The sequence below is a fragment of the Nonomuraea sp. NPDC049129 genome, assembly GCF_040648495.1.
GTDB lineage: Bacteria > Actinomycetota > Actinomycetes > Streptosporangiales > Streptosporangiaceae > Nonomuraea.
In genome coordinates, this window is sequence record NZ_JBEZDU010000011.1 from 164867 (window position 1) to 182616 (window position 17750).

Sequence of the window (17750 nt, forward strand, 5' to 3'; positions counted from 1 at the left end):
TGAGAACAATTGTGTCGAGGAGTCCGGCTGGGCCGATCTAGAGTCGGCGCCATGGTCTCCATGAAGCTCTTCGACTCCGAGCGCCGCGTCATCGAGGCTGCGGAACAGCTCGCTGCTGCCCTCGGGAGCGACCCGAACCACACCGTAGCCGCAGCGGCGATGGACACGGCTGGCAGGATCCATGAGGCGGTCAACGTCTACCACTTCACCGGCGGACCGTGCGCCGAGCTCGTCGTACTCGGTGCCGCCGCAGCAGCGGGAGCCGGTCCGCTCGCCACAATCGCCGCCGCGGGAGATCAGGGTCGCGGCCTCATCCCGCCGTGCGGCCGCTGCCGCCAAGCGCTTCTCGACCTCCATCCCGACGTCTTCGTCGCCGTACCGACCGCCGACGGGCCGACACTGCGCCCGATTCGGAAGCTTCTGCCGGACACTTACTTCTTCCCCGATGCGGATGCGCGTCGAATTGTTCGGTTCAACAAGCGCTACTACGAGGCCATCGCCACCGCACGGAAGACCTCCACCGTCCGCTACGACGATCCGATCGCGCTGGGTCCCGCAATCTTCCTCTTCGAGGACGACGAAGCCCACCGCACGTTGAACGGCACCGTCACCGGCGTCGAACGTCACCGGCTCGATCGCCTCACCGCCGCACAGGCTCGGCTCGATGGTGGCACGAGCATCGACCAGCTCAAGACGGGCCTCCAGGGCCACTATCCCGGCCTACCCTCCGATGCCGAAGTCGAAATTGTGACGTTCACCGCCCGGTCGGGCTCTTGACCGCAGTCGCACCCGTATGTGGGCCGACATCCAGGAACGCGAACCATGTAATTGATCTATGCCGGATGGTCAATCCTTACCCTTCTCCGTCATGTCGATCAGCGTTCGCCCTATTGCGGTCCGTAATCATCGCAGTAGTCCGGCAAGGCAGCCGGATCACCTGTGCGCACCGGAGAGGGAAACGGATGAGCGAAGAGCAGGCAGTAAAGGCAGAGCAGGCCATCGGGCCGATCAGGCTGATCGCGCCACTGGAGGTCTCCGCACCGGCACCCACACCGGACAGGATGTGGGAGCTTCCCGGCGGCACCGCTTGGGTGTACTACGGAGAAGGCCACCAGACCCTGGTCAATCCGGTCATCCTCGCCGACGGCTTCAACACAGGTCCGTCCAACCTGCACGAGTCCTGGCATTTCCTGGAGCGGGGTGACTACCCCCTCATCAGCGAGCTGCGCCGCCGTGGCCGCGACCTCGTCATCCTCGGCTTCGCCGAGCGCAGCGCGTCGATCCTGGACAACGCGCAGACCGCCATCGCCGCCATCACCCAGACGCTCGCCGAACGGTACGGGAACACGCCGCTCACCGTCGGCGGATTCAGCATGGGCGGCCTGGTCACCCGCTACGCCCTGGCCAAGATGGAGCATGACGGCCTCGACCATCAGACGGCTCTCTACGTCTCCTACGACAGTCCGCATCGGGGCGCGTGGATCCCGATCTCCCTGCAGGCGTTCGCGCACTTCCTCAGGCCGGCCAACCCCGTCTTCTCCCGCCAGATCAACAGCCCGGCCGCGCGCCAGTTGCTGTTCCGTCACATCTCCGAGGTCGGCAGCGATCCCCAGCAGGACACGCTGCGTACCGATTTCCTCGACCAGCTCCGCGCGGTCGGCTCGTGGCCCAGCGTCCCGAGAAAGATAGGGGTCGCCAACGGTGTGGGAAACGGCACCGGCAATGGGGTTCCGGCCGGCGTCGAAGCGCTCAAGTGCACCGGCCTGGTGTTCAACGGCACCGTGCTCTACACCCAGTCCGCCGGGGATGACCAGCAGGTGGCCGTGCTCAGAAGCATCCTCGGCGCCCACAAGGACATCCGTACCAGCGGACTGCCCGAGTTGGACGGCGCACCGGGCGGGACGCTGGAGTCCTTCGGCATTCTGGCCGACGCCCTGAACAAGCACGGTCAGGCCGAGGTGTACTACCGCTCCATCTGTTTTGTCCCCGCGGTCAGCGCTGTGGCGATCCGCGACCTCGAGAACCAGGACGATGTGTACGCCGACATCGGCAGCCTGCGCCCGTCGCAAAGCGAGCTGGACGAGTTCCTGTGCGCGTCCGACAACGAGGCGCACACCCAGATCACCGAAGAACTCTGCACCTGGATCCTCGGTCGGCTCCCGGAGCCGACGTCACCATGAGCGATGCAGCCCACATAAGCCCTTTCTCCTGGCTGAGCATGTACTTGGTCAGGTGAATCAATTCTTCGCCGGCGCTGGCACCGCGGCGATCGTCTCCTCGTCCTGCGCGGGATGCGCAGGACGGTCGCCGCGTACAGCCAGTAAGGGGTGATCATTGTAGTTATGGCGCTTTCGACAGCATTCACGAAGTTGTTCGGCGTGCAGCACCCCCTTGCCCTGGCGCCGATGGGCGGGTCGGCCGGTGGTGCGCTGACGGCGGCCGTCTCTCGCGGTGGCGGGCTCGGACTGCTGGGCAGCGGCAACGGCGATCCGGACTGGCTGGCCCGCGAGGTGCCGATCGTTGCCGAGGGCTCCGGCGGAAGGCCATGGGGCATCGGTTTCCTGACCTGGCAGATCGATGTTGGGGCGGTCGAGCGTGCCCTGGAGTACGCCCCCCGGGCGGTGATGCTGTCCTTCGGAGACCCGAGCCCGTTCGCCGAACGCATTCGCCGGGCAGGCACGGCACTGATCATTCAGGTCACCGATCTGGAGGAGGCCAGGCGGGCGGTGGACTTGGGCGCCGATGTCATCGTGGCGCAGGGGGTCGAAAGCGGTGGGCATGGCGCTCGGCACGGGCGCTCCACGTTGCCGTTCGTGCCGGTTGTGGTGGACCTGGCGGCACCGGTGCCGGTGCTGGCGGCCGGCGGAATCGCCGATGGCCGCGGCCTGGCCGCCGTGCTGGCCCTGGGGGCCGCCGGGGCGCTCATCGGCACCCGCTTCCAGGCCACGACCGAGGCTCTGGTGGCCCCCTCGACCGCCAAGGCGATCGTCGAGGGACGCGGGGAGGACACCGAGCGCAGCAGCGTACTTGACATCGCCCGAGGCTCCCAGTGGCCGTCGAAATACACCGCGCGCACCCTCGGCCACCCCTTCCTGGATCAGTGGCGGGGCCGAGAAGCCGAACTCTCCACAAATGTCCAGGCCAAGCAGGCGTACCAGGATGGCGTGGCACGAGGCGAGATCCCCGCACTGCCGATGTGGGCCGGGGAGGCCATCGATCTCATCAACGACCTGCCCTCCGCAGCCGACCTTGTCGGAGCCATCGCCGCGCAGGCTGAGGACGCACTGGCCCGAGCGGGAAGCCGCTGACCGAAACGGAGCCGGACCACGGCGTGTGCCGTGGCCCGGCAACTCTGCTTACCTACTGGACCGTGGCGGGTGCCGTGGTCCGGCGGCTCTGGTTACCTACCAGTGCTGTTTGTCCGTTGGCCACGTCTTCTGCGGCAGTTGCCGCTGCTTGAGCTATGAGGTCACGACTTCACCCAGCCGGGAAGGCCGGGAACGGGGCCGGGGAGTGGCTTGTACCCGGAAACCTTGGATGAGGTGGGCGGGATGGCGGGGCATCTGGCGCCCGCGGCCGGCAGTTCGAGGGAGACCAGGTAGCGGTCGATGCCGTTGACGGCGCACTCTCCATGGTCGTAGATGCGGTGGCCCCAGCCTTCGTAGGTGAACAGCCTTCCCGCGCGGCCAAGCTGCTGAGCCGTGCTGACCGCCCAGTTGTAGCCGGTGGCGGGGTCATGCAGGGCGTTGGCCACCAGGATCGTGGGGCTGGAGACGCGCAGGCGGTGTTGCGGATTGGGGATCGGGGTCCGCTGTCCCAGGCACGCGGCCATCGTGGCCAGCGCCTCAGGACCGGCCTGCATGTCGGGAGCGATGCGGCGGGAACTCGCCAGGTGCGCCGCGTACTCGCGATAGTCGCGAACCGGCAGCAGGTAATCCTGGCAGAAGACCTGCGTCGCGTCGTTGACCACCTCCTGGTCGGGCAGAGGTGTGAGCAGCGATTTCACCTGGCCCTCGCCGCTGTCGGCCGCCACCAGGAATTCGGCCAGGCCGGCCCAGTCGGGACCGAAGAACCCGCCCGTCGCCTCATAGATGAGCAGCAGCTTGGTGAGGGGCGTGTCCGGCTGGCCCGGGTAGTGCAGTTCGCCGCGATCGGCGCGCGTCAGCAGGTTGGCCCAGAAGGTGCGGATGTTCTTGCCGTGCAGGGCGCACGACGCGGTCTTGTCGCACCATTTCACGAACTCGTTGAAGGAATCCTGGGTCGTCCATGCCTGGGTGTCCAGGAAACCCCTGGTACCCAGACTGTGGTCCATGTTGCTGTCGAGCGCCAGGGCGCGGACCCGGCCGGGGAAACGCTCGGCATAGATCTGGCCGATCAGCGTGCCGTACGAGATGGCGTAGAAGGAGAGTTTGTCGTCGCCGAGAGCCTCCCGCATGGTGTCCAGGTCACGCGCGACGCTGACGGTGTCCACATGGTCGAACAGCGGGCCGGTGCGGGCTCGGCAGTCCTGCTTGTACCGTTCGTTGAAGGCCAGCAGCCGCTCGAAGTCGGTCTGGCTCTTCAGGAACGGATCAGGCGCCTGCGATGCCAGTTCCTGCGAACACAGGATGGGATGGCTGCCGGCCACCCCGCGCGGGTCGAAGCCCACGATGTCGAACCGGCTGGTGATCTCGGAGGAGAAGGGGAGCCGGTCACGCAGCACTATTTGCTTGCCCGAGCCGCCGGGTCCGCCCGGATTGACGACCAGCGAGCCGATCCTGGCCGAGGGGTTGGTGGCCTTGCGCCGCGCCAGCGCCAGCTGGATCTGCTCGCCACCGGGGTTGGCCCAGTCAAGGGGTACGCTCAGCGTTCCGCAATCGACCGCTGGATCCTCCGTACACGGCTGCCACGAGATCGGGGTCGTGCTCGTGCTCGTGCCGGCCTCGGCCGACGCCATGGGCGCGACTGAGACGGTGAGCGCAAGTAAGGAAATCAGGAGTGCGATGTGCCTTCGCACAGTGCTCCAATCATTGGGGATTTGATCGAGCCTCGCAGCCAAGGCTTCCGTTTCTCTTCTCCTTCACCTCCGGACCGTCACGGAGCACGTCGGAGTCGAGGTCGACGTCCCCTGGATTCGGCAACAACGCCATGGATACGGCCGTACAGACAAGGAAACCGAATGACCACCACCGCGCTCATCGTCGGCGACCTGCAGGCGGGCATCGTGGACAATTACCCCTTCGCCGCCGACGTGCTTCCCGTCATGGAAAGGGTTCTCCCCGCGGCCAGAGCCGCCGGAATCCCCGTGATCTTCATACGTTTCGGGCTCCGGGCCTCAGGACTTGATGTGGCAGCGGGAAACCCGCTGATCAGCGCCCTGCACGGGGCGGGGACGCTGTTCCACGAAGAGTCCCCCGAGACGCTCGTGCACCCGCGCATCGAGCCGTTGCCGGGCGAGGCCGTCGTCCTCAAGCGCCGCGCCAGCGCGTTCGCGGCGACCGACCTCGACCTGCTCCTGCGCGCCCAGGGCATCGACTCGATCGTGCTGACCGGCGTCGCGACCGGGGCGATGGTCGCCGCTACGCTCTTCGACGCCGCCGACCGCGACTACCGCCTGACCGTGCTCAGCGACGCCTGCGCCGACGGGGAACCGGACGTGCACGACTTCCTGATCAACCGCGTCTTCCCGGCCAGGGGTGCTGACGTCCTCACGAGCCACGAGTGGACCGCCCGCCTGTGACCAGGCGTCAGTAGGGAGGGGCCGTACGGGGGAAGGGAAGCACCCCGGGTTCGGCCGCGCATTGAACTGAACGGCCATCGCTTTCTCCCGATAAGCCACGTGGACGGGTGGTCAGCCGATGAGGCTGGTGAGAGCCTGTCGTGCGATCCGTGCGAACAGGGCCTCGGGATCATGGAAGGGGACGCTGGTGGTGCCGTCGGCGACAGCCGCCATCACCCATCTGTGCCTACCTTCAGCGGCGGCCCTGGCGAGGTAGGCGGCCTGGGCGGCCTGCCTTCCTGTCGGCGCGCGCCGGGCCTGCAGTTCGGCTCGCGCGAACAGGGTCGCCAGCGCGTTCATGACAGCGACGGCTTCCAGCTTGGCCCGGTCGGTCACCGGCGCGGGAGCAAAGGCCTGCAACGCCCGGTCCAGGTAGCCGAGCCCGTTCGGGCCCAGCCGCAGTGGCTCGGGCGGGATGTCGTTCAGCCAAGGGTGGCGCAGGTGCAGGGCCTTGATCTGGGCAGCGAGCGCGACCATGTCGTCGACTGGATCGCCACTGAGTGGCGCGCCGAGGTCGACCTCGGCGGTGACGGCGTCGGCCATCAGATCAAGAAGGTCGTCGCGGCTTGAGACGTAGCGGTACAGGGACGCGGAGCCGGTCCCCAGCTGTTTGGCGACCGCCCGGACCGACAGAGCGGCCAGCCCACCCGCATCGGCCAGTTCGACCGCGACCGTGGTGATCTGAGCGCGGCTGCGCTCGGGCGCGGGACCGCGCGCGCCGCGTTCGGGACGCTCCCACACCACTGTCGTTTCGTCGGCCATACCTGTCCTGTCTCTTGTGATTCTTCGCCTATGCTAATACTGCGATCACTGATTGCAGTTTTTTGGAGGGGCGATGAGCGCAGCACCGACCGACCTGTGGACCCCGGTCCGCTGGGCCGAGAACGGGACGGTCCGGCTGGCCTACGACCGGCTGGCTCACGGCCGCGAGGGAGAGCCGCTCCTGCTGGTCGCGGGGCTCGGCGTCGCTCGCCGCTGGTGGCCCGACGGCCTGTGCCGGGCGCTGGCGGCGCACGGCTTCACCGTGGGCCGCTACGACCAGCGCGACGCGGGAGAGTCCACGCGCCTGGAGTCGGCAGCCACGGGCAGCCCCATCACCGCGCTGTTCCGCAAGCGCGGCGAGGCGTACACCGCCGAGGACATGACCGACGACGCCGCCACCGTCCTGGACGCTCTCGGGTGGGAGTCTGCGCATCTGTTCGGACAGTCGCTCGGCGGCGCCGTCGCACAGCGCATCGCGATACGGCATCCGGGCCGCGTCAGGACCCTGACGACGGTCTCCGCTGTCCCCGGGGACACCGCGGGCCTGGGGACCCTGCGCTACATCCGGCCCGGGACGCTGGCCAGGTTCGGCCGCCTGAAGTTCCCCAAGACACCGGAGGGCGGCATCGAGGCGGGCGTCGCGGTGGCCCGCATCCTCGCCTCGCCCGCCTACCCCCTCGATGAACAGGCCACCCGCGAGCTGATCGAACAACTCGCCGACACCGGCGTCCATGACCGGCGATCCCAGAGCCGCCAGATCGGCGCGCAGTGGCACGGCCCACCGATCAGCTCCATCACGGCACCGACGCTCGTCCTGCACGGCACCGCCGATCCGCTCATCAAGCCGAACGCCGGACGTCGCATCGCGGCCCGCATCCCCGGCGCGCGGTTTGTCCCCCTGCCGGGCGTCGGCCACGAACTCCCCGAACCCGTCTGGGACGAGGTCGCCACAGAGGTTCGCCGCCTGGCCTCAGGCAGCGCAAATTAACCCATTCTTCCGCGAGCTCGGCTCAGCGGAGATGCCGCACAAATTCGACCCCTCACGTTCTGTTTGACAGTACGTGATTATCGCGGTCGGCGATGTGCGCCCGGCTGACGTCGCAGGACATTAAAGTACCGCTCTTCCGTTTTTCTTCCTCCTGCCTTCCGTCGCAGGTGAGCGATGCGATAGCCACCTGAAAAGCCGCTTTCCGCCGCCGATCGAACGGAGCGGATTGCTATCGCGAGCGGTTCCATGATTCGCCGTCACTCTCAGATACCGGGCGAATCTGCTATACCTCTCAGGGCCGTTCGAAATGCGCGCGGCATTGACGATCGCGGAGTGCCTGACACAGGTCGGCAATCACCGCATCGTCGAGACGCACAACGTTCCTGAAAGAGGTCCGCATGGCCATGTACGAACGCCAGGCACCCGCCAACTTCGAAGACCGGCGCGCCGCCAAGGCCCCCGAGAGGCCGGCGAACTTAACCCGAGCGGTGTACGCGGCCATCGGCGCCGCGGCGCTCAACGTGATCAGCGCCATCGGACTCCTCGTCTCCGGCGCAGAGGCGATCAAAGAACAGATCGCCGCGAATTCGGACGGAGGCTCTGCCCCCGTGAGCCTCGACGAGGTCGACATCCACAGCGACCGGTTCGAGTCGCTCCAGATGATCTACTCCGGGCTCGCCTACAGCACGATCTTCTGGTCGCTCGTGCTCGTCCTGCTCGCCTGGCTGGCGCTGCGCGGCGGCGGCGCCGTCCGGATCTTCGCCACCATCATCGTCATCGTCTCCGTCCTGTTCAAGCTGGTGGGCCTGTTCATCACCCTGCCCACCCTCACGCTGGTCGCCGACGTGCTCGTCGCCGTGCTGGGTCTGGCCGCGACCGTCTTGTTCTTCGGTGCCGGTGGCAAGGCCGCCCGCCAGGGAAGGTGACGAGGTCCCACCCCCCGCATGAGAAGGCCGCCGGACCGCGGCGTCTGCCGTGGTCCGGCGGCTCTGTGTTTACCTACCAGTGCTGTTTGTCCGTTGGCCACGTCTTCTGCGGCAACTGCTGCTGCTTGCGCATGCTCTCCTCAGGCGTGCCCACGGCGCAGCGGGTGCCGGGCGGAGGCACGGTCAGAGCGATCAGGTACTGGTCGATGATGTCCGTCTGACACTTGTCCTTGCCATAGATGCGATGACCCCAGCCTTCATAGGTGAGCAGCACGGCCTTCGGGCCGAGTTGCCGCGCCGCGTTGGCGGACCACATGTACGGCGTCGCGGGATCATGCAGCGAGTTCCCCAGCAGGATCGGCGCGTCGCCCGTGTACTTCAGCCGGTGCGGCGGGTTGGTCGGCGTGGAGTTGAGGCAGATGGGCAGGTCGTCGATCGGGTACGGGTGGTACCGCACGTCGGGCGCCAACCGCTTGGAAACGCCCATGTAGAAGGCGTACTCGGCGTAGTTCCGCACCCGGAGGTTGTAGTCCTGGCAGAGGATCCGGGTGGGCAGCTCGGCGGTGTCGCCCTCCACGGGCCCCCGGCCCGGCAGCGGCGGCACCCACGACGGCTCGGGGCCGCCGCTCAGCCAGTTGATGACCTCACTTAGCAGGCGCCAGTCAGGCCCCTCGGTGCCGAGCGCCGCGTTGTAGATGACCTGCAGCTCGGTCATCGGGCGGTCCGGGGCGGTCGGGTAGTACAGCTCGCCGCGCCGGGCCTTGGCCCGCAGGTCCCGCCACATCTGACGGACGTCACGCCCGTGCAGAACGCAGCTGGTGTCGGCCTCGCACCAGCCCACGAACTGGTCGAAGGCGTCCTCGATGGCGATCGCCTCGGTGCTGAGGAAGCCCGCGACGCCGAGACTGTGGTCCATGTTGCTGTCGAGCGCGAGGGCCCGGATCCGGTTCGGGAACATCTCGGCGTACATCTGACCGATCAGCGTCCCATACGAGATGCCGTAGTAGGTCAGCTTCTCCTCTCCGAGGGCGGCGCGCAGGGCGTCCATGTCGCGCGCGACGTTGCGCGAGTCGACGTGGTCGTACAGGGGGCCGGTGCGTGCCCGGCAGTCCTGGTGCAGCTTCTTGGTGAAGGCGTCCCAGGCGTTGAAGTCGTCCTGGCTCGACATGACGGTGTGCGGCATCTGGTTGTACACCGAGGCCGAGCAGATCACCGGGTGACTGCGGCCGACGCCCCGGGGGTCGAAGCCGACGATGTCGAAGCGCTTCTGCAGCTCCTCGGTGTAGGAGTCGGGAGCACCGTACACGGCCTCCACGCCCGACCCGCCCGGCCCGCCGGGATTGATCACCAGCGAGCCGACCCGAGCCGTCGGGTCGGTGGCCTTGCGCCGGGCGATGGCCAGGTCGATGGTCTCGCCGTTCGGCTTGGACCAGTCGATGGGGACGGTCAGCTTGCCGCACTCGGCACTGGGTTCCTCCTCACAGGGTGCCCAGGTGATGCTGCTCTGTCCTACGGCTTCCGGCTCGGTCGCCGCGCTGGCCGCAGGAACAGGCAGAAGCGCCGCCAGTGCTAAAAGCGCCGTAGCGAGCAGAGTCGTCTTTCTTCGCACGTTGCTCCAATCGTGGACGGCCTGCACGCCCCCCGTTTAACGAGCGTGCGGCCAGCCTCGATCATGGCCCGCACGGGACTTTGATGGGACTTGCACTCGTAAATTGGCACAAAGTCGACCCACCCGAATTGACGCACCCAGCCCTAGGCACTCGCGGCGGGCCCTTGTCGCGGCCAGTCGGGGGCGGGGTCCTCGGCGAGCAGCGGCCGGAGGGCGCCGAGAACCGCGCCGACGCAGACATCACGCAGCTGGGTGCGAGTACAGGTCGCGTGAGTGAGCCAGTCGACGCACAGGACCTGGACGAAAACCAGCCAGCTCTTCAGGACACCGGACACAGCCTCGCGGGCGCTCTCGTCCGCGAGCGGGAGTACGGCCAGCAGCCGCGCACGGAGCGCGTCCAGCTCGTTCGTCATGATCGTCTGGATCACCGGGTCGCCCGCGAGGACCCGGTTCGCGGCGAGGACGGCGTGGCGGTTCGCCACGAAGTAGTCGAGATGGACGTCCATGCCCTGGATGAGCTGCTCCACCAGGGAGTCGGCGGGGTCGAGCCGCGTCTCGGCATCCAGATCGAACACTTGGACGGGGAAGCTGACGCTGCCGGTGAGGGTCGTACAGCCTTCGTACCTGACGGTCTTCACACCTTGCGGCTCGACCTGGCCCCGTCAAGCCCCCAAGAGATGATCTGATGGGGGGTGATCGTGATGATCTCCCGTGAGAAGTACGGCACCGGCGGCTCGTGATCGGTCAGGGCCACCGCCGAGCCCCGGATCTCAATGCCGCGCACTACCCACGGGTCAACCGAGGCCAGGTCATCCACGACGAAGGACACGGTGCTGCCCTGCTGGACGTTCCTGAACTTCTTCGACGCCCCCAGCGCGTGCCCGCCGATGGTGATCGTGCCCGAGGCGGCGTCCAGGAAGAACCCCACGGGATTGTTCTGAACGTGACCGGCGGGAGAGACGGTGGCCAGGCGGCCGAGGTGCTGTCCGGCCAGATAGTCGAGTTCTGCCTGCGTGAAGATCATGCGGCAAGTATGCAACCTTGACATTGACGTCAATCAATCCGAACAGCCCGCATGGCCGCCGCCGCCCGCCACACCGGGCCCACACCCGCGCTTCGTAGGTTCAAGAGCGCCAAGTGATCCAACGCACGAAGGGAAACAGCATGCCGACTCAGACCGTGGAATTGCCGCAGTTCCCGCTGGCAGAGAACACCGTCCCCAGCGTGGCGACCGATGCCGTGCACGAGCGCGCGTGGTACCCGCCGTTCTCGTCGCCCCGCGCCCAGTAACGGAGAGCTAGCCGACCGGCGGCGGGGCATCCGGCCGCCGGTCCCCCACCAGTGAATGGAGGCGACGCCTTGGACACCGATCTCACGGCCGGCATCGACCTGACACTCGGCTCGGATCCCCGGTTCGGCAGCGCCGAGGCGATCGAGGTCAGGAACCTGGCTCGCTACCGCCTCGGTCTCGGCGTGCTGGCCCGGCACCACCCACACGCCGCCGACCGGCTGGAGCGACTGTGCCAGGCTGAGGACGCCAAGCTGCGCCCGGTGATGTATGACCCGGTGCTGCGCAACGCGTTCGAGAACGACCTGGCCGCCCTGGAGCGCCAGGCCGGTGAGAACGGCACTCTGGTCGGTTACCTGGAAGGCGGCACGGCGGACATGCTCGACGGCCTGGGGCCGTGCGAGCGCCTGTCTCACCCGAAACTTCGTCCATGGCCCGGCAATGCCGTCTCATGGGTGTGGACCGATCTCGAACCGCGCTCCGAGCCGGAAAGGGTGCTGGCCGCTCGCCTGGAAGAACTGCTGGCCGGGACGCTCTCGAAGAACGGCTCCGGCGTTCGGGTGCGTCCCGACGCCGACATGCTGGCCAGACTCAGCCGGGGCGCCGAACTGCTCGCCGAGCTGCTGCCCAATGCGGGCGCCGGCGTGCTGCCGCACATCTCCCTGACCGGGTTGGCCCGTGACGAGCTGCCCGACGGGGTCCTCAACTCGATCTCCGGCGGCGATCCGCTTCCTTCGGCGGTGCTCCTGGCCCCCGAGCGGCTGGCCGATCCTTGGATGGCAGCGGAGACGCTGTTCCACGAGGGCCTGCACCTGAAGTTGTTCGACATACTGCGCACCGGGTCCATGGCCGCCGATCCGGACCAGCTGATCCCGATCCCTTGGCGCGTGAAGTCGTGGACGCTGACGCGGGTGCTGTTCGCCATGCACGTCTATGCTCACCTGCTGCTGTTCCGCGCGGCCGCGGCCGGCGCCGGCCCGGACCTGCGCGCCAAGTACGGAGAGCCGCCTACGACCGACTTCGTCGATCAGGCCACGCCCGGTAGCCAGGCGGCCGGGAGCGGTGAGTACACCACCACAGTTGAACGGGTGACCTATCTCGCCCAGCAGGCGTCGCAAACGTACGGCGGGATGCTGACGGCGAGCGGCAGGCGGTTCGTCGACTGGCTGATCGGCGCCGTGGCCCCCCTCGCGCCGGGAATCCAGCCCGACCGGCTACCCGTCGAGCCCCGCCCACGCACGGAGGTGGAGCTGGAGGTACGGGGCTACCGCCAGGCGCAGCCGGTTCAGGTGTGCCCGATCCCCGAGCAGCGTGAGCTGGTGGCCGTCACACCCGGCGCGCCGAGCTTCCAATGGCTGAACGAACACGCATGGCTGATCTACGCCCTGTGCGACGGCCGGGACCTGTCGTCGCTGCGCGACCGGTATCGCCAAGCAGCCGGACCCGGCACGGACGACCAGCTGGGGCTCGGTGTGGCCGATCTGCTCTCGGTCGGTCTCATCGTCCCGGTGTGATCACGCCCAGCTCCTGGAAGAGCTGGTCCGCGGCGGCCAGATGGTGGTGGGCGGTGGCGTCGCCCTGGTCGGCAAGGGCCTCACCGAGATCCCTGTGGGTTTCGGCGAGGCCCCTGCGGTCGCCGATGCCGGAGCGGATGCGCAGCGCCGCGGCGAAATGCGTGCGCGCCTCCTCCTCCCGCCCGAGACGGTGGTAGAGGCCGGCCAGGTCGTTGGTCACCTGCCCCTCGCCCTTGAGGTCGCCGCTCTCGCGGTGGCTGGCCAGCGCGGCCAGGAGATGTTCGCGCGCGGGTTCGAGCCGGCCGAGCTTGGCCTCCGCCAGGCCGATGTTGTTCAGCGCGCGTGCCTCTCCCTTGCGACTGCCCGCCGCCCGGCGCAGCGCGAGCGCCTTCCGGTACAGCTCCAGCGCCTCGGCGTGGCGGTCTTGGGCCTCGCGTGCCACGCCGAGATTGTTGAGGGTGTTCGCCTCGCCTTCGAGGTCGTGCGTGCGCTGGTGGATGGCCAGCGCGCGCTCATAGTGGGTGACGGCCTCCTCCAGGCGGCCCAGGTTCCGTAGCACGATGCCGAGCATGTTGAGCGTCTGGCCCACGGCGGCATCGGCGCCCGCGCCCTCCAGGAGTCGCCGTGCCTCCTGGAGATCGGTGAGGGCTTCGCCGTACCGGCCCAGCAGCCAGGAGACGGTGCCGATACTGCGCAGGGCGGTGCCCATCCCGCGCTGGTCTTTCAGTTGCCGATAGATCTCCAGTGTCCTGCGGTGCTCGGCCAGGGCTTCGGGGTAGCGGCCCAGGTGCTCCAGGACGGCGCCGAGGTTGTGGTGGGCGACGGCGGCCTCCGGCTGCCTGCCGGTCCGCTCGGCGGCGGTGGCGGCCAGGGTGTGCAGCTCGGCGGTGTCGGTCAGGCAGTGGCGCAGTCGCAGCGGCTGGGCGAGCGCCGCGGGCAGCCGCCAGGCGGCGTCCATGCGATGCTCCGCGGCGTGACGGGTGCCCGCCATCATGTTCTCGTGCTCGTCCTGCAGCACGAGCGGGTCGTCGATAGTGAGGTACCACTCCAGCAACCGGCGCACGGACTCCTCGCGGATCGGCGGGGCGTCCTCGGCTTGGGCTCGATCACGGGCGTAGTCGAGAAGGAGATCGTGCAGCTGGTAGCGCTCTTGGCGCGGTCGGCTGCGGTGGGGGTGGATCAGGCTGGCCGCCCGTAGCGCGTCCAGGTGCGTACGGGCCTGGGCGGCGGAGACGTCGAGCATCGCGGCCAGCGCCTGGGCGGTGAAGCCGGAACCGGGTACCAGGCCCAGGCGGCGGAAGGCGATCTGGTCGGCCTCGGCCAGCGCCTGGTAGGACAGGTCGAAGGTGGCGCGTACGGCGGTGGCCGGGACGTCGCCGAGGCGCAGTGCGTTGAGCCGTCCGCGCTCGGTGAGGTCCGCCAGGTAGGTGGCGACCCGGCGGTTGGGGTGCCCGGCCAGGTGGGCGGCGGCGATCCGCAGGGCCAGAGGCAGCTGCCCGCACTGATCCGCGAGTTCGGCGACCGCGGCCGGCTCGGCGTCGGCGCGTGGGCCGATGACGGCGGCCAGCAGGGCGACGGCCTCGGGCTCGGCCAGGATGTCGAGGTCGATGGTACGCGTCACGTGGCGCAAGGCCAGGCCGGAAAGCCGGTTCCTGCTGGTGACCAGCGCCAGGCAGCCGTCGGTGCCGGGCAGCAGCGGTTCGACCTGTTCGGGGTCGGCCGCGTTGTCGAGCACCACCAGCACCCGCCGTCCGGCCAGCAGCGTTCGGTAGGCGGTGGCGAGCTCGTCCTCCCCCGCCGGGACCTGCTCCGGAGGCATGCCAAGGGCGCGGACGAACCGGTCCAGCGCCTTTCGTGGGGTGATCGCCTCCTGCGGCCGGTGCCCGCGCAGATCGATGAAGATCTGGCCGTCGGGAAAGCGCTCGGCCATCCGGTGGGCCCAGTGGACCGCGAAGGCCGACTTCCCGACGCCGGGCATGCCGCTGATGACGGCCACCGTCCCCGGCGCGGTCCGCATCAGCGCGGTCAGCTCACGAAGAGCGGTGCCACGCCCGGTGAACTGGGCCAGGTCGGGCGGGAGCTGCGGGGAGATCGGCCCGCGAGCCGCCCGCCCGTCCTCGCGCCCGTCCTCCCGCTTGTTCTCCCGCTTGTTCTCCCGTCGCAGGATTCCGGCCTGCAGCCGGCGCAGCTCCGATCCGGGGTCCAGGCCGAGCTCCTCGGCGAGCACCCGGCGCGCTTCGCCGTACGCGGCGAGCGCCTCTCTGGGCTGCCCTGAGCGGTCGAGGGCGGCGATCATTCTGGCCCACAGGGATTCGCGCAGCGGGTGTTCCGCCAGCAGCGCACGCAGCTCACCGGCGACCTGGGCGTGCCGGCCGAGCCCGGCCAGCGTGTCGGCGTACTCCTCGAAGACCGCCAGCCGCAGCCCGTCGAGCCGAGCCCGCTCCGCCTCGATCATCGGCGACTCGGGCGCGTCCGCCAGCGCCGGCGCCCGCCACAGATCCAGCGCCTCCCGGAAACGCCGCGCGGCGTGCTCCAGCCGCCCCGCCTCCGCCAACTCCCTTGCCTGTACGGCAAGCCGCTCGAAGACCCGGGCGTCCAGGGTCGCGCCCTCCAGCCCCAGCCGGTAGCCGCCCGGCTCCCTGACGAGCGTGGCGACGCCTCTTCCGCGCAGACGGGAGATCAGGGAGTGCAGCGTGCTCTCCACGCTCCGCGGTGGTGTCGCGCCCCACAGCTCGTCGACCAGGCGCTCGACGGGGACGGGCCGTCCCGCCTTGATCAGCAGGATCGCGAGCAGCGCCCGCTGCTTGGGCGCGGTCAGCGGCACTGGCGATCCGCCGTTCCAGAGCTCCAGGGTCCCGAGGATCCGGAAATCCACGCCGCCCCCTTCACCGCGCGCTTTGTGCACAGGTCCCGCTTCACCGCGCAGGTCCCGCTTCACCGCGCAGGTCCCGCTTCACCGCACAAGTACCGCTTCTCCGCGCAAGTCCCGCGCAAGCCCGGCGTGGCAGTCTAGATCGCGATTCATCCCGTCCGGTAGTACGGATCCGGCCTGTCCGGTTCAGGAGGTGGTCGTGCCCTTGATGTTCCACGGAGCCCGGCTCAGTCTGCTCGGCCCGCTCCAGGTCGTACGCGGCGACGGAGTGGTCCCCATCACCGCGCCCAAGCATCGCGCCGTCCTCGCCATCCTGGCGATCAACGCGGGCCGCCCGGTCTCGGCGGACCGGATCATCGAGGAACTCTGGCAGGGCTCCGAACCCAAGTTCGCCCGTAAGACGCTGCAGGGATACATCTGGCGGTTGCGCCGGGTGCTGGGCGAGGACGTACGCACCCGAGGGGGGTTCTACGAGCTGGGCGGTGACGCGCTGGAGACCGACGCGGCCCGCTTCCAGAGGCTGCTCGCCGAAGCGCAGCAGGCCGTTCGAGCACGTCAGCTGGAGCCGGCCCGCGGGCTGCTGGGCGCGGCGCTGGATCTCTGGCGCGGGCCCGCGCTGGCCGACGTACCCGCCAGCCCGATGATCCAGGCGCACGCCGACCGGCTGGAGGAGGAGCGACTACTGGCCGTCGAGGCCAGGCTGAGGGCCGACGTCGAACTCGGACATCAGGCGACGGTGATCCCCGAACTACGCGAACTCACCGCCACCCACCCGCTGCACGAACCGCTGCACGCGCTGCTCATGCTCGCCCTGTACCGGGCGGGACGGCAGGCCGAAGCCCTGTCTGTGTACACCGGGTTGCGCGCGGCGCTGATCTCCGAGCAAGGGCTGGAGCCGGGGCCGACCATCCGGGAACTCCACCAGCGGATCCTCACGACCGACCCCGCCCTCGATCCCGCGGCCTAGGCGGCGTTCACCGGATACGGCCAGACATGGCCCGCGATCGGCACCCCGGCCGGTCAGCTCGCCGTACCGTACGCGACGGCGAGTACCGCGAACAGGAACGCGGCGCTCGCCGCGGTCGATCGAAGCACGTCGATCCGCGCCCAGCGGTGGATCACGGCCTTCCAGTCGGCCGGTGGAGCATCCACCCGCCAGTCATTGACCTTGATGTTGATCGGCACCGTACCCAGGAACGACAACAGCAGGAACACCACCATCGCGATCAGGGTCGCCCACCGCAGCGCCAGACCGGGACCGGTGACGGTGGCCAGCCCGACCAGGGCGAGCGCCGCTGCCGGGAGCATCACTATCGGCACCACCACCCGCAAGCGGCGTATGAGGGCTTGCCGCGCGAGTAGATGCGCACGGTCGTCCAGACTGGACAGTACGGGATGGACGCCGTAACGGACGATCAGCTCCTCGCCCGCGAGAACGCCGAGCAGGAACAGGCCGACGTACTGCACCACGCCACCGCTCATGCCGCATCGTCAGAGGTGAGCGGTTCGACGCGGCAGCTGTCCGGGGCCAGTCGTTCCCACCCCGCCACAGTCTCCGCGAACAGTTCGTCCGACGCCGTCACGAGTGCGCGTCCGAAGAGGCCATCGGATCCGGCGTCACATGCGCGACCGAATACAGCGCCGGGTGCGCGGACACCGCGCCCCAGCCGTCCGTCTGGCCGGCGTCGTCGCGTCGGCCGGGGCCGGAGAAGTATTTGTCGAATGCGGCCTGCCAGTCCTCGACGCTGTCCCACCGGGCGATGTTGACCACGGGATATGGGGCGTCGGGGTCGAGGGACCGGTGCAGGCGGGTGCCGCGGAAGCCTGGGGCGTTCTTCGCCGCGGCGATGCTGGCCTCCCACCCGCCGACGAAGTCGTCGACCATCTCGGCGGGCATCGAGAAGAGGTTGATCAGGACGAGGGGTTCACTCACGAGACAACTCCGAAGTCTTCAGTCGCAATATCTACTGGCACTGAAAGATTACGGCGACTGAACTTATCCCCGCAAGAGCATAGCCGACGCTACTTTCGGC

At 68.7% G+C, this 17750-nt stretch carries 17 protein-coding genes; 9 read left to right on the top strand and 8 right to left on the bottom strand.

What is annotated here, in order from left to right; all coding sequences use genetic code 11:
• The first annotated feature begins 51 nt into the window (after positions 1–51).
• The 3 genes from AB0B64_RS32340 to AB0B64_RS32350 all read left to right on the top strand — a co-directional run bounded on the left by AB0B64_RS32340 (position 52) and on the right by AB0B64_RS32350 (position 3308).
• Positions 52–777 carry an ASCH domain-containing protein gene (locus AB0B64_RS32340; RefSeq protein WP_358181790.1) on the top strand — a complete coding sequence of 242 codons (726 nt, stop codon included), beginning with the start codon at positions 52–54 and terminating at the stop codon, positions 775–777.
• 185 nt (positions 778–962) lie between these two features.
• Positions 963–2180, top strand: a complete 1218-nt coding sequence (locus AB0B64_RS32345) for a hypothetical protein (protein WP_357943238.1) — start codon at positions 963–965, stop codon at positions 2178–2180.
• A 162-nt stretch (positions 2181–2342) separates the two neighbouring features.
• The gene (locus AB0B64_RS32350) at positions 2343–3308 is read left to right on the top strand and encodes a nitronate monooxygenase (protein ID WP_357943236.1); all 966 of its coding nucleotides are present in this window, start codon (positions 2343–2345) and stop codon (positions 3306–3308) included.
• Positions 3309–3469: 161 nt separating this feature from the next.
• Here AB0B64_RS32350 and AB0B64_RS32355 read toward each other — a convergent pair whose 3' ends face one another.
• Positions 3470–4936 carry an alpha/beta fold hydrolase gene (locus tag AB0B64_RS32355; protein WP_358181793.1) on the bottom strand — a complete coding sequence of 489 codons (1467 nt, stop codon included), beginning with the start codon at positions 4934–4936 and terminating at the stop codon, positions 3470–3472.
• Between the two features lie 222 nt (positions 4937–5158).
• Here AB0B64_RS32355 and AB0B64_RS32360 point away from each other — a divergent pair, with 222 nt between their 5' ends.
• Complete coding sequence (locus AB0B64_RS32360) at positions 5159–5719, top strand: cysteine hydrolase (protein WP_357943232.1); 561 nt, start codon at positions 5159–5161, stop codon at positions 5717–5719.
• 111 nt (positions 5720–5830) lie between these two features.
• Here the strand turns inward: AB0B64_RS32360 and AB0B64_RS32365 are convergent, their stop codons facing one another.
• Positions 5831–6520, bottom strand: coding sequence for a helix-turn-helix domain-containing protein (locus AB0B64_RS32365; protein WP_357943230.1), 690 nt, complete (start codon positions 6518–6520; stop codon positions 5831–5833).
• Positions 6521–6593: 73 nt separating this feature from the next.
• Between AB0B64_RS32365 and AB0B64_RS32370 the strand changes: the two genes are divergently transcribed.
• Together AB0B64_RS32370 and AB0B64_RS32375 are read left to right on the top strand one after the other, a co-directional pair.
• Positions 6594–7508, top strand: a complete 915-nt coding sequence (locus tag AB0B64_RS32370; RefSeq protein ID WP_357943228.1) for an alpha/beta hydrolase — start codon at positions 6594–6596, stop codon at positions 7506–7508.
• 398 nt (positions 7509–7906) lie between these two features.
• Positions 7907–8434 carry a hypothetical protein gene (locus AB0B64_RS32375; protein ID WP_358181796.1) on the top strand — a complete coding sequence of 176 codons (528 nt, stop codon included), beginning with the start codon at positions 7907–7909 and terminating at the stop codon, positions 8432–8434.
• Positions 8435–8507: 73 nt separating this feature from the next.
• On the opposite strand, the gene AB0B64_RS32380 is transcribed toward AB0B64_RS32375, so the two are convergent.
• The 3 genes from AB0B64_RS32380 to AB0B64_RS32390 form a co-directional block, all read right to left on the bottom strand.
• Positions 8508–10043 carry an alpha/beta fold hydrolase gene (locus AB0B64_RS32380; protein ID WP_358181799.1) on the bottom strand — a complete coding sequence of 512 codons (1536 nt, stop codon included), beginning with the start codon at positions 10041–10043 and terminating at the stop codon, positions 8508–8510.
• Between the two features lie 143 nt (positions 10044–10186).
• Entirely contained in the window at positions 10187–10681 is a 495-nt protein-coding gene (locus AB0B64_RS32385; protein WP_358181802.1) for a hypothetical protein, read from the bottom strand.
• Positions 10678–11067: a PPOX class F420-dependent oxidoreductase gene (locus AB0B64_RS32390; RefSeq protein ID WP_225300338.1), complete on the bottom strand. Its 390-nt coding sequence runs from the start codon at positions 11065–11067 to the stop codon at positions 10678–10680. Before AB0B64_RS32390 ends, AB0B64_RS32385 begins: the two co-directional genes overlap by 4 nt.
• 140 nt (positions 11068–11207) lie before the next feature.
• Between AB0B64_RS32390 and AB0B64_RS32395 the strand changes: the two genes are divergently transcribed.
• Together AB0B64_RS32395 and AB0B64_RS32400 are read left to right on the top strand one after the other, a co-directional pair.
• The gene (locus AB0B64_RS32395; protein WP_358181805.1) at positions 11208–11333 is read left to right on the top strand and encodes a hypothetical protein; all 126 of its coding nucleotides are present in this window, start codon (positions 11208–11210) and stop codon (positions 11331–11333) included.
• A gap of 69 nt (positions 11334–11402) precedes the next feature.
• Entirely contained in the window at positions 11403–12845 is a 1443-nt protein-coding gene (locus AB0B64_RS32400) for an HEXXH motif-containing putative peptide modification protein (protein ID WP_358181808.1), read from the top strand.
• Here the strand turns inward: AB0B64_RS32400 and AB0B64_RS32405 are convergent.
• On the bottom strand, positions 12829–15720 hold the full coding sequence (locus AB0B64_RS32405) for a tetratricopeptide repeat protein (RefSeq protein ID WP_358181811.1): 2892 nt from the start codon (positions 15718–15720) through the stop codon (positions 12829–12831). The two genes, AB0B64_RS32400 and AB0B64_RS32405, sit on opposite strands and share 17 nt — an antisense overlap.
• 205 nt (positions 15721–15925) lie before the next feature.
• Between AB0B64_RS32405 and AB0B64_RS32410 the strand changes: the two genes are divergently transcribed.
• Complete coding sequence (locus AB0B64_RS32410; RefSeq protein WP_358182171.1) at positions 15926–16684, top strand: AfsR/SARP family transcriptional regulator; 759 nt, start codon at positions 15926–15928, stop codon at positions 16682–16684.
• Between the two features lie 53 nt (positions 16685–16737).
• On the opposite strand, the gene AB0B64_RS32415 is transcribed toward AB0B64_RS32410, so the two are convergent.
• The gene (locus AB0B64_RS32415; RefSeq protein ID WP_358181814.1) at positions 16738–17199 is read right to left on the bottom strand and encodes a hypothetical protein; all 462 of its coding nucleotides are present in this window, start codon (positions 17197–17199) and stop codon (positions 16738–16740) included.
• Positions 17200–17296: 97 nt separating this feature from the next.
• On the bottom strand, positions 17297–17650 hold the full coding sequence (locus AB0B64_RS32420; protein WP_358181817.1) for an antibiotic biosynthesis monooxygenase family protein: 354 nt from the start codon (positions 17648–17650) through the stop codon (positions 17297–17299).
• Positions 17651–17750 lie beyond the last annotated feature (100 nt).

Bases quoted from the DNA above. Each gene is read 5' to 3' on its own strand.
- AB0B64_RS32340 (WP_358181790.1), top strand. From the start codon at position 52: ATGGTCTCCATGAAGCTCTTCGACTCCGAGCGCCGCGTCATCGAGGCT.
- AB0B64_RS32345 (WP_357943238.1), top strand. From the start codon at position 963: ATGAGCGAAGAGCAGGCAGTAAAGGCAGAGCAGGCCATCGGGCCGATC.
- AB0B64_RS32350 (WP_357943236.1), top strand. From the start codon at position 2,343: ATGGCGCTTTCGACAGCATTCACGAAGTTGTTCGGCGTGCAGCACCCC.
- AB0B64_RS32355 (WP_358181793.1), bottom strand. From the start codon at position 4,936: ATGGCGTCGGCCGAGGCCGGCACGAGCACGAGCACGACCCCGATCTCG.
- AB0B64_RS32360 (WP_357943232.1), top strand. From the start codon at position 5,159: ATGACCACCACCGCGCTCATCGTCGGCGACCTGCAGGCGGGCATCGTG.
- AB0B64_RS32365 (WP_357943230.1), bottom strand. From the start codon at position 6,520: ATGGCCGACGAAACGACAGTGGTGTGGGAGCGTCCCGAACGCGGCGCG.
- AB0B64_RS32370 (WP_357943228.1), top strand. From the start codon at position 6,594: ATGAGCGCAGCACCGACCGACCTGTGGACCCCGGTCCGCTGGGCCGAG.
- AB0B64_RS32375 (WP_358181796.1), top strand. From the start codon at position 7,907: ATGGCCATGTACGAACGCCAGGCACCCGCCAACTTCGAAGACCGGCGC.
- AB0B64_RS32390 (WP_225300338.1), bottom strand. From the start codon at position 11,067: ATGATCTTCACGCAGGCAGAACTCGACTATCTGGCCGGACAGCACCTC.
- AB0B64_RS32395 (WP_358181805.1), top strand. From the start codon at position 11,208: ATGCCGACTCAGACCGTGGAATTGCCGCAGTTCCCGCTGGCAGAGAAC.
- AB0B64_RS32410 (WP_358182171.1), top strand. From the start codon at position 15,926: ATGTTCCACGGAGCCCGGCTCAGTCTGCTCGGCCCGCTCCAGGTCGTA.
- AB0B64_RS32415 (WP_358181814.1), bottom strand. From the start codon at position 17,199: ATGAGCGGTGGCGTGGTGCAGTACGTCGGCCTGTTCCTGCTCGGCGTT.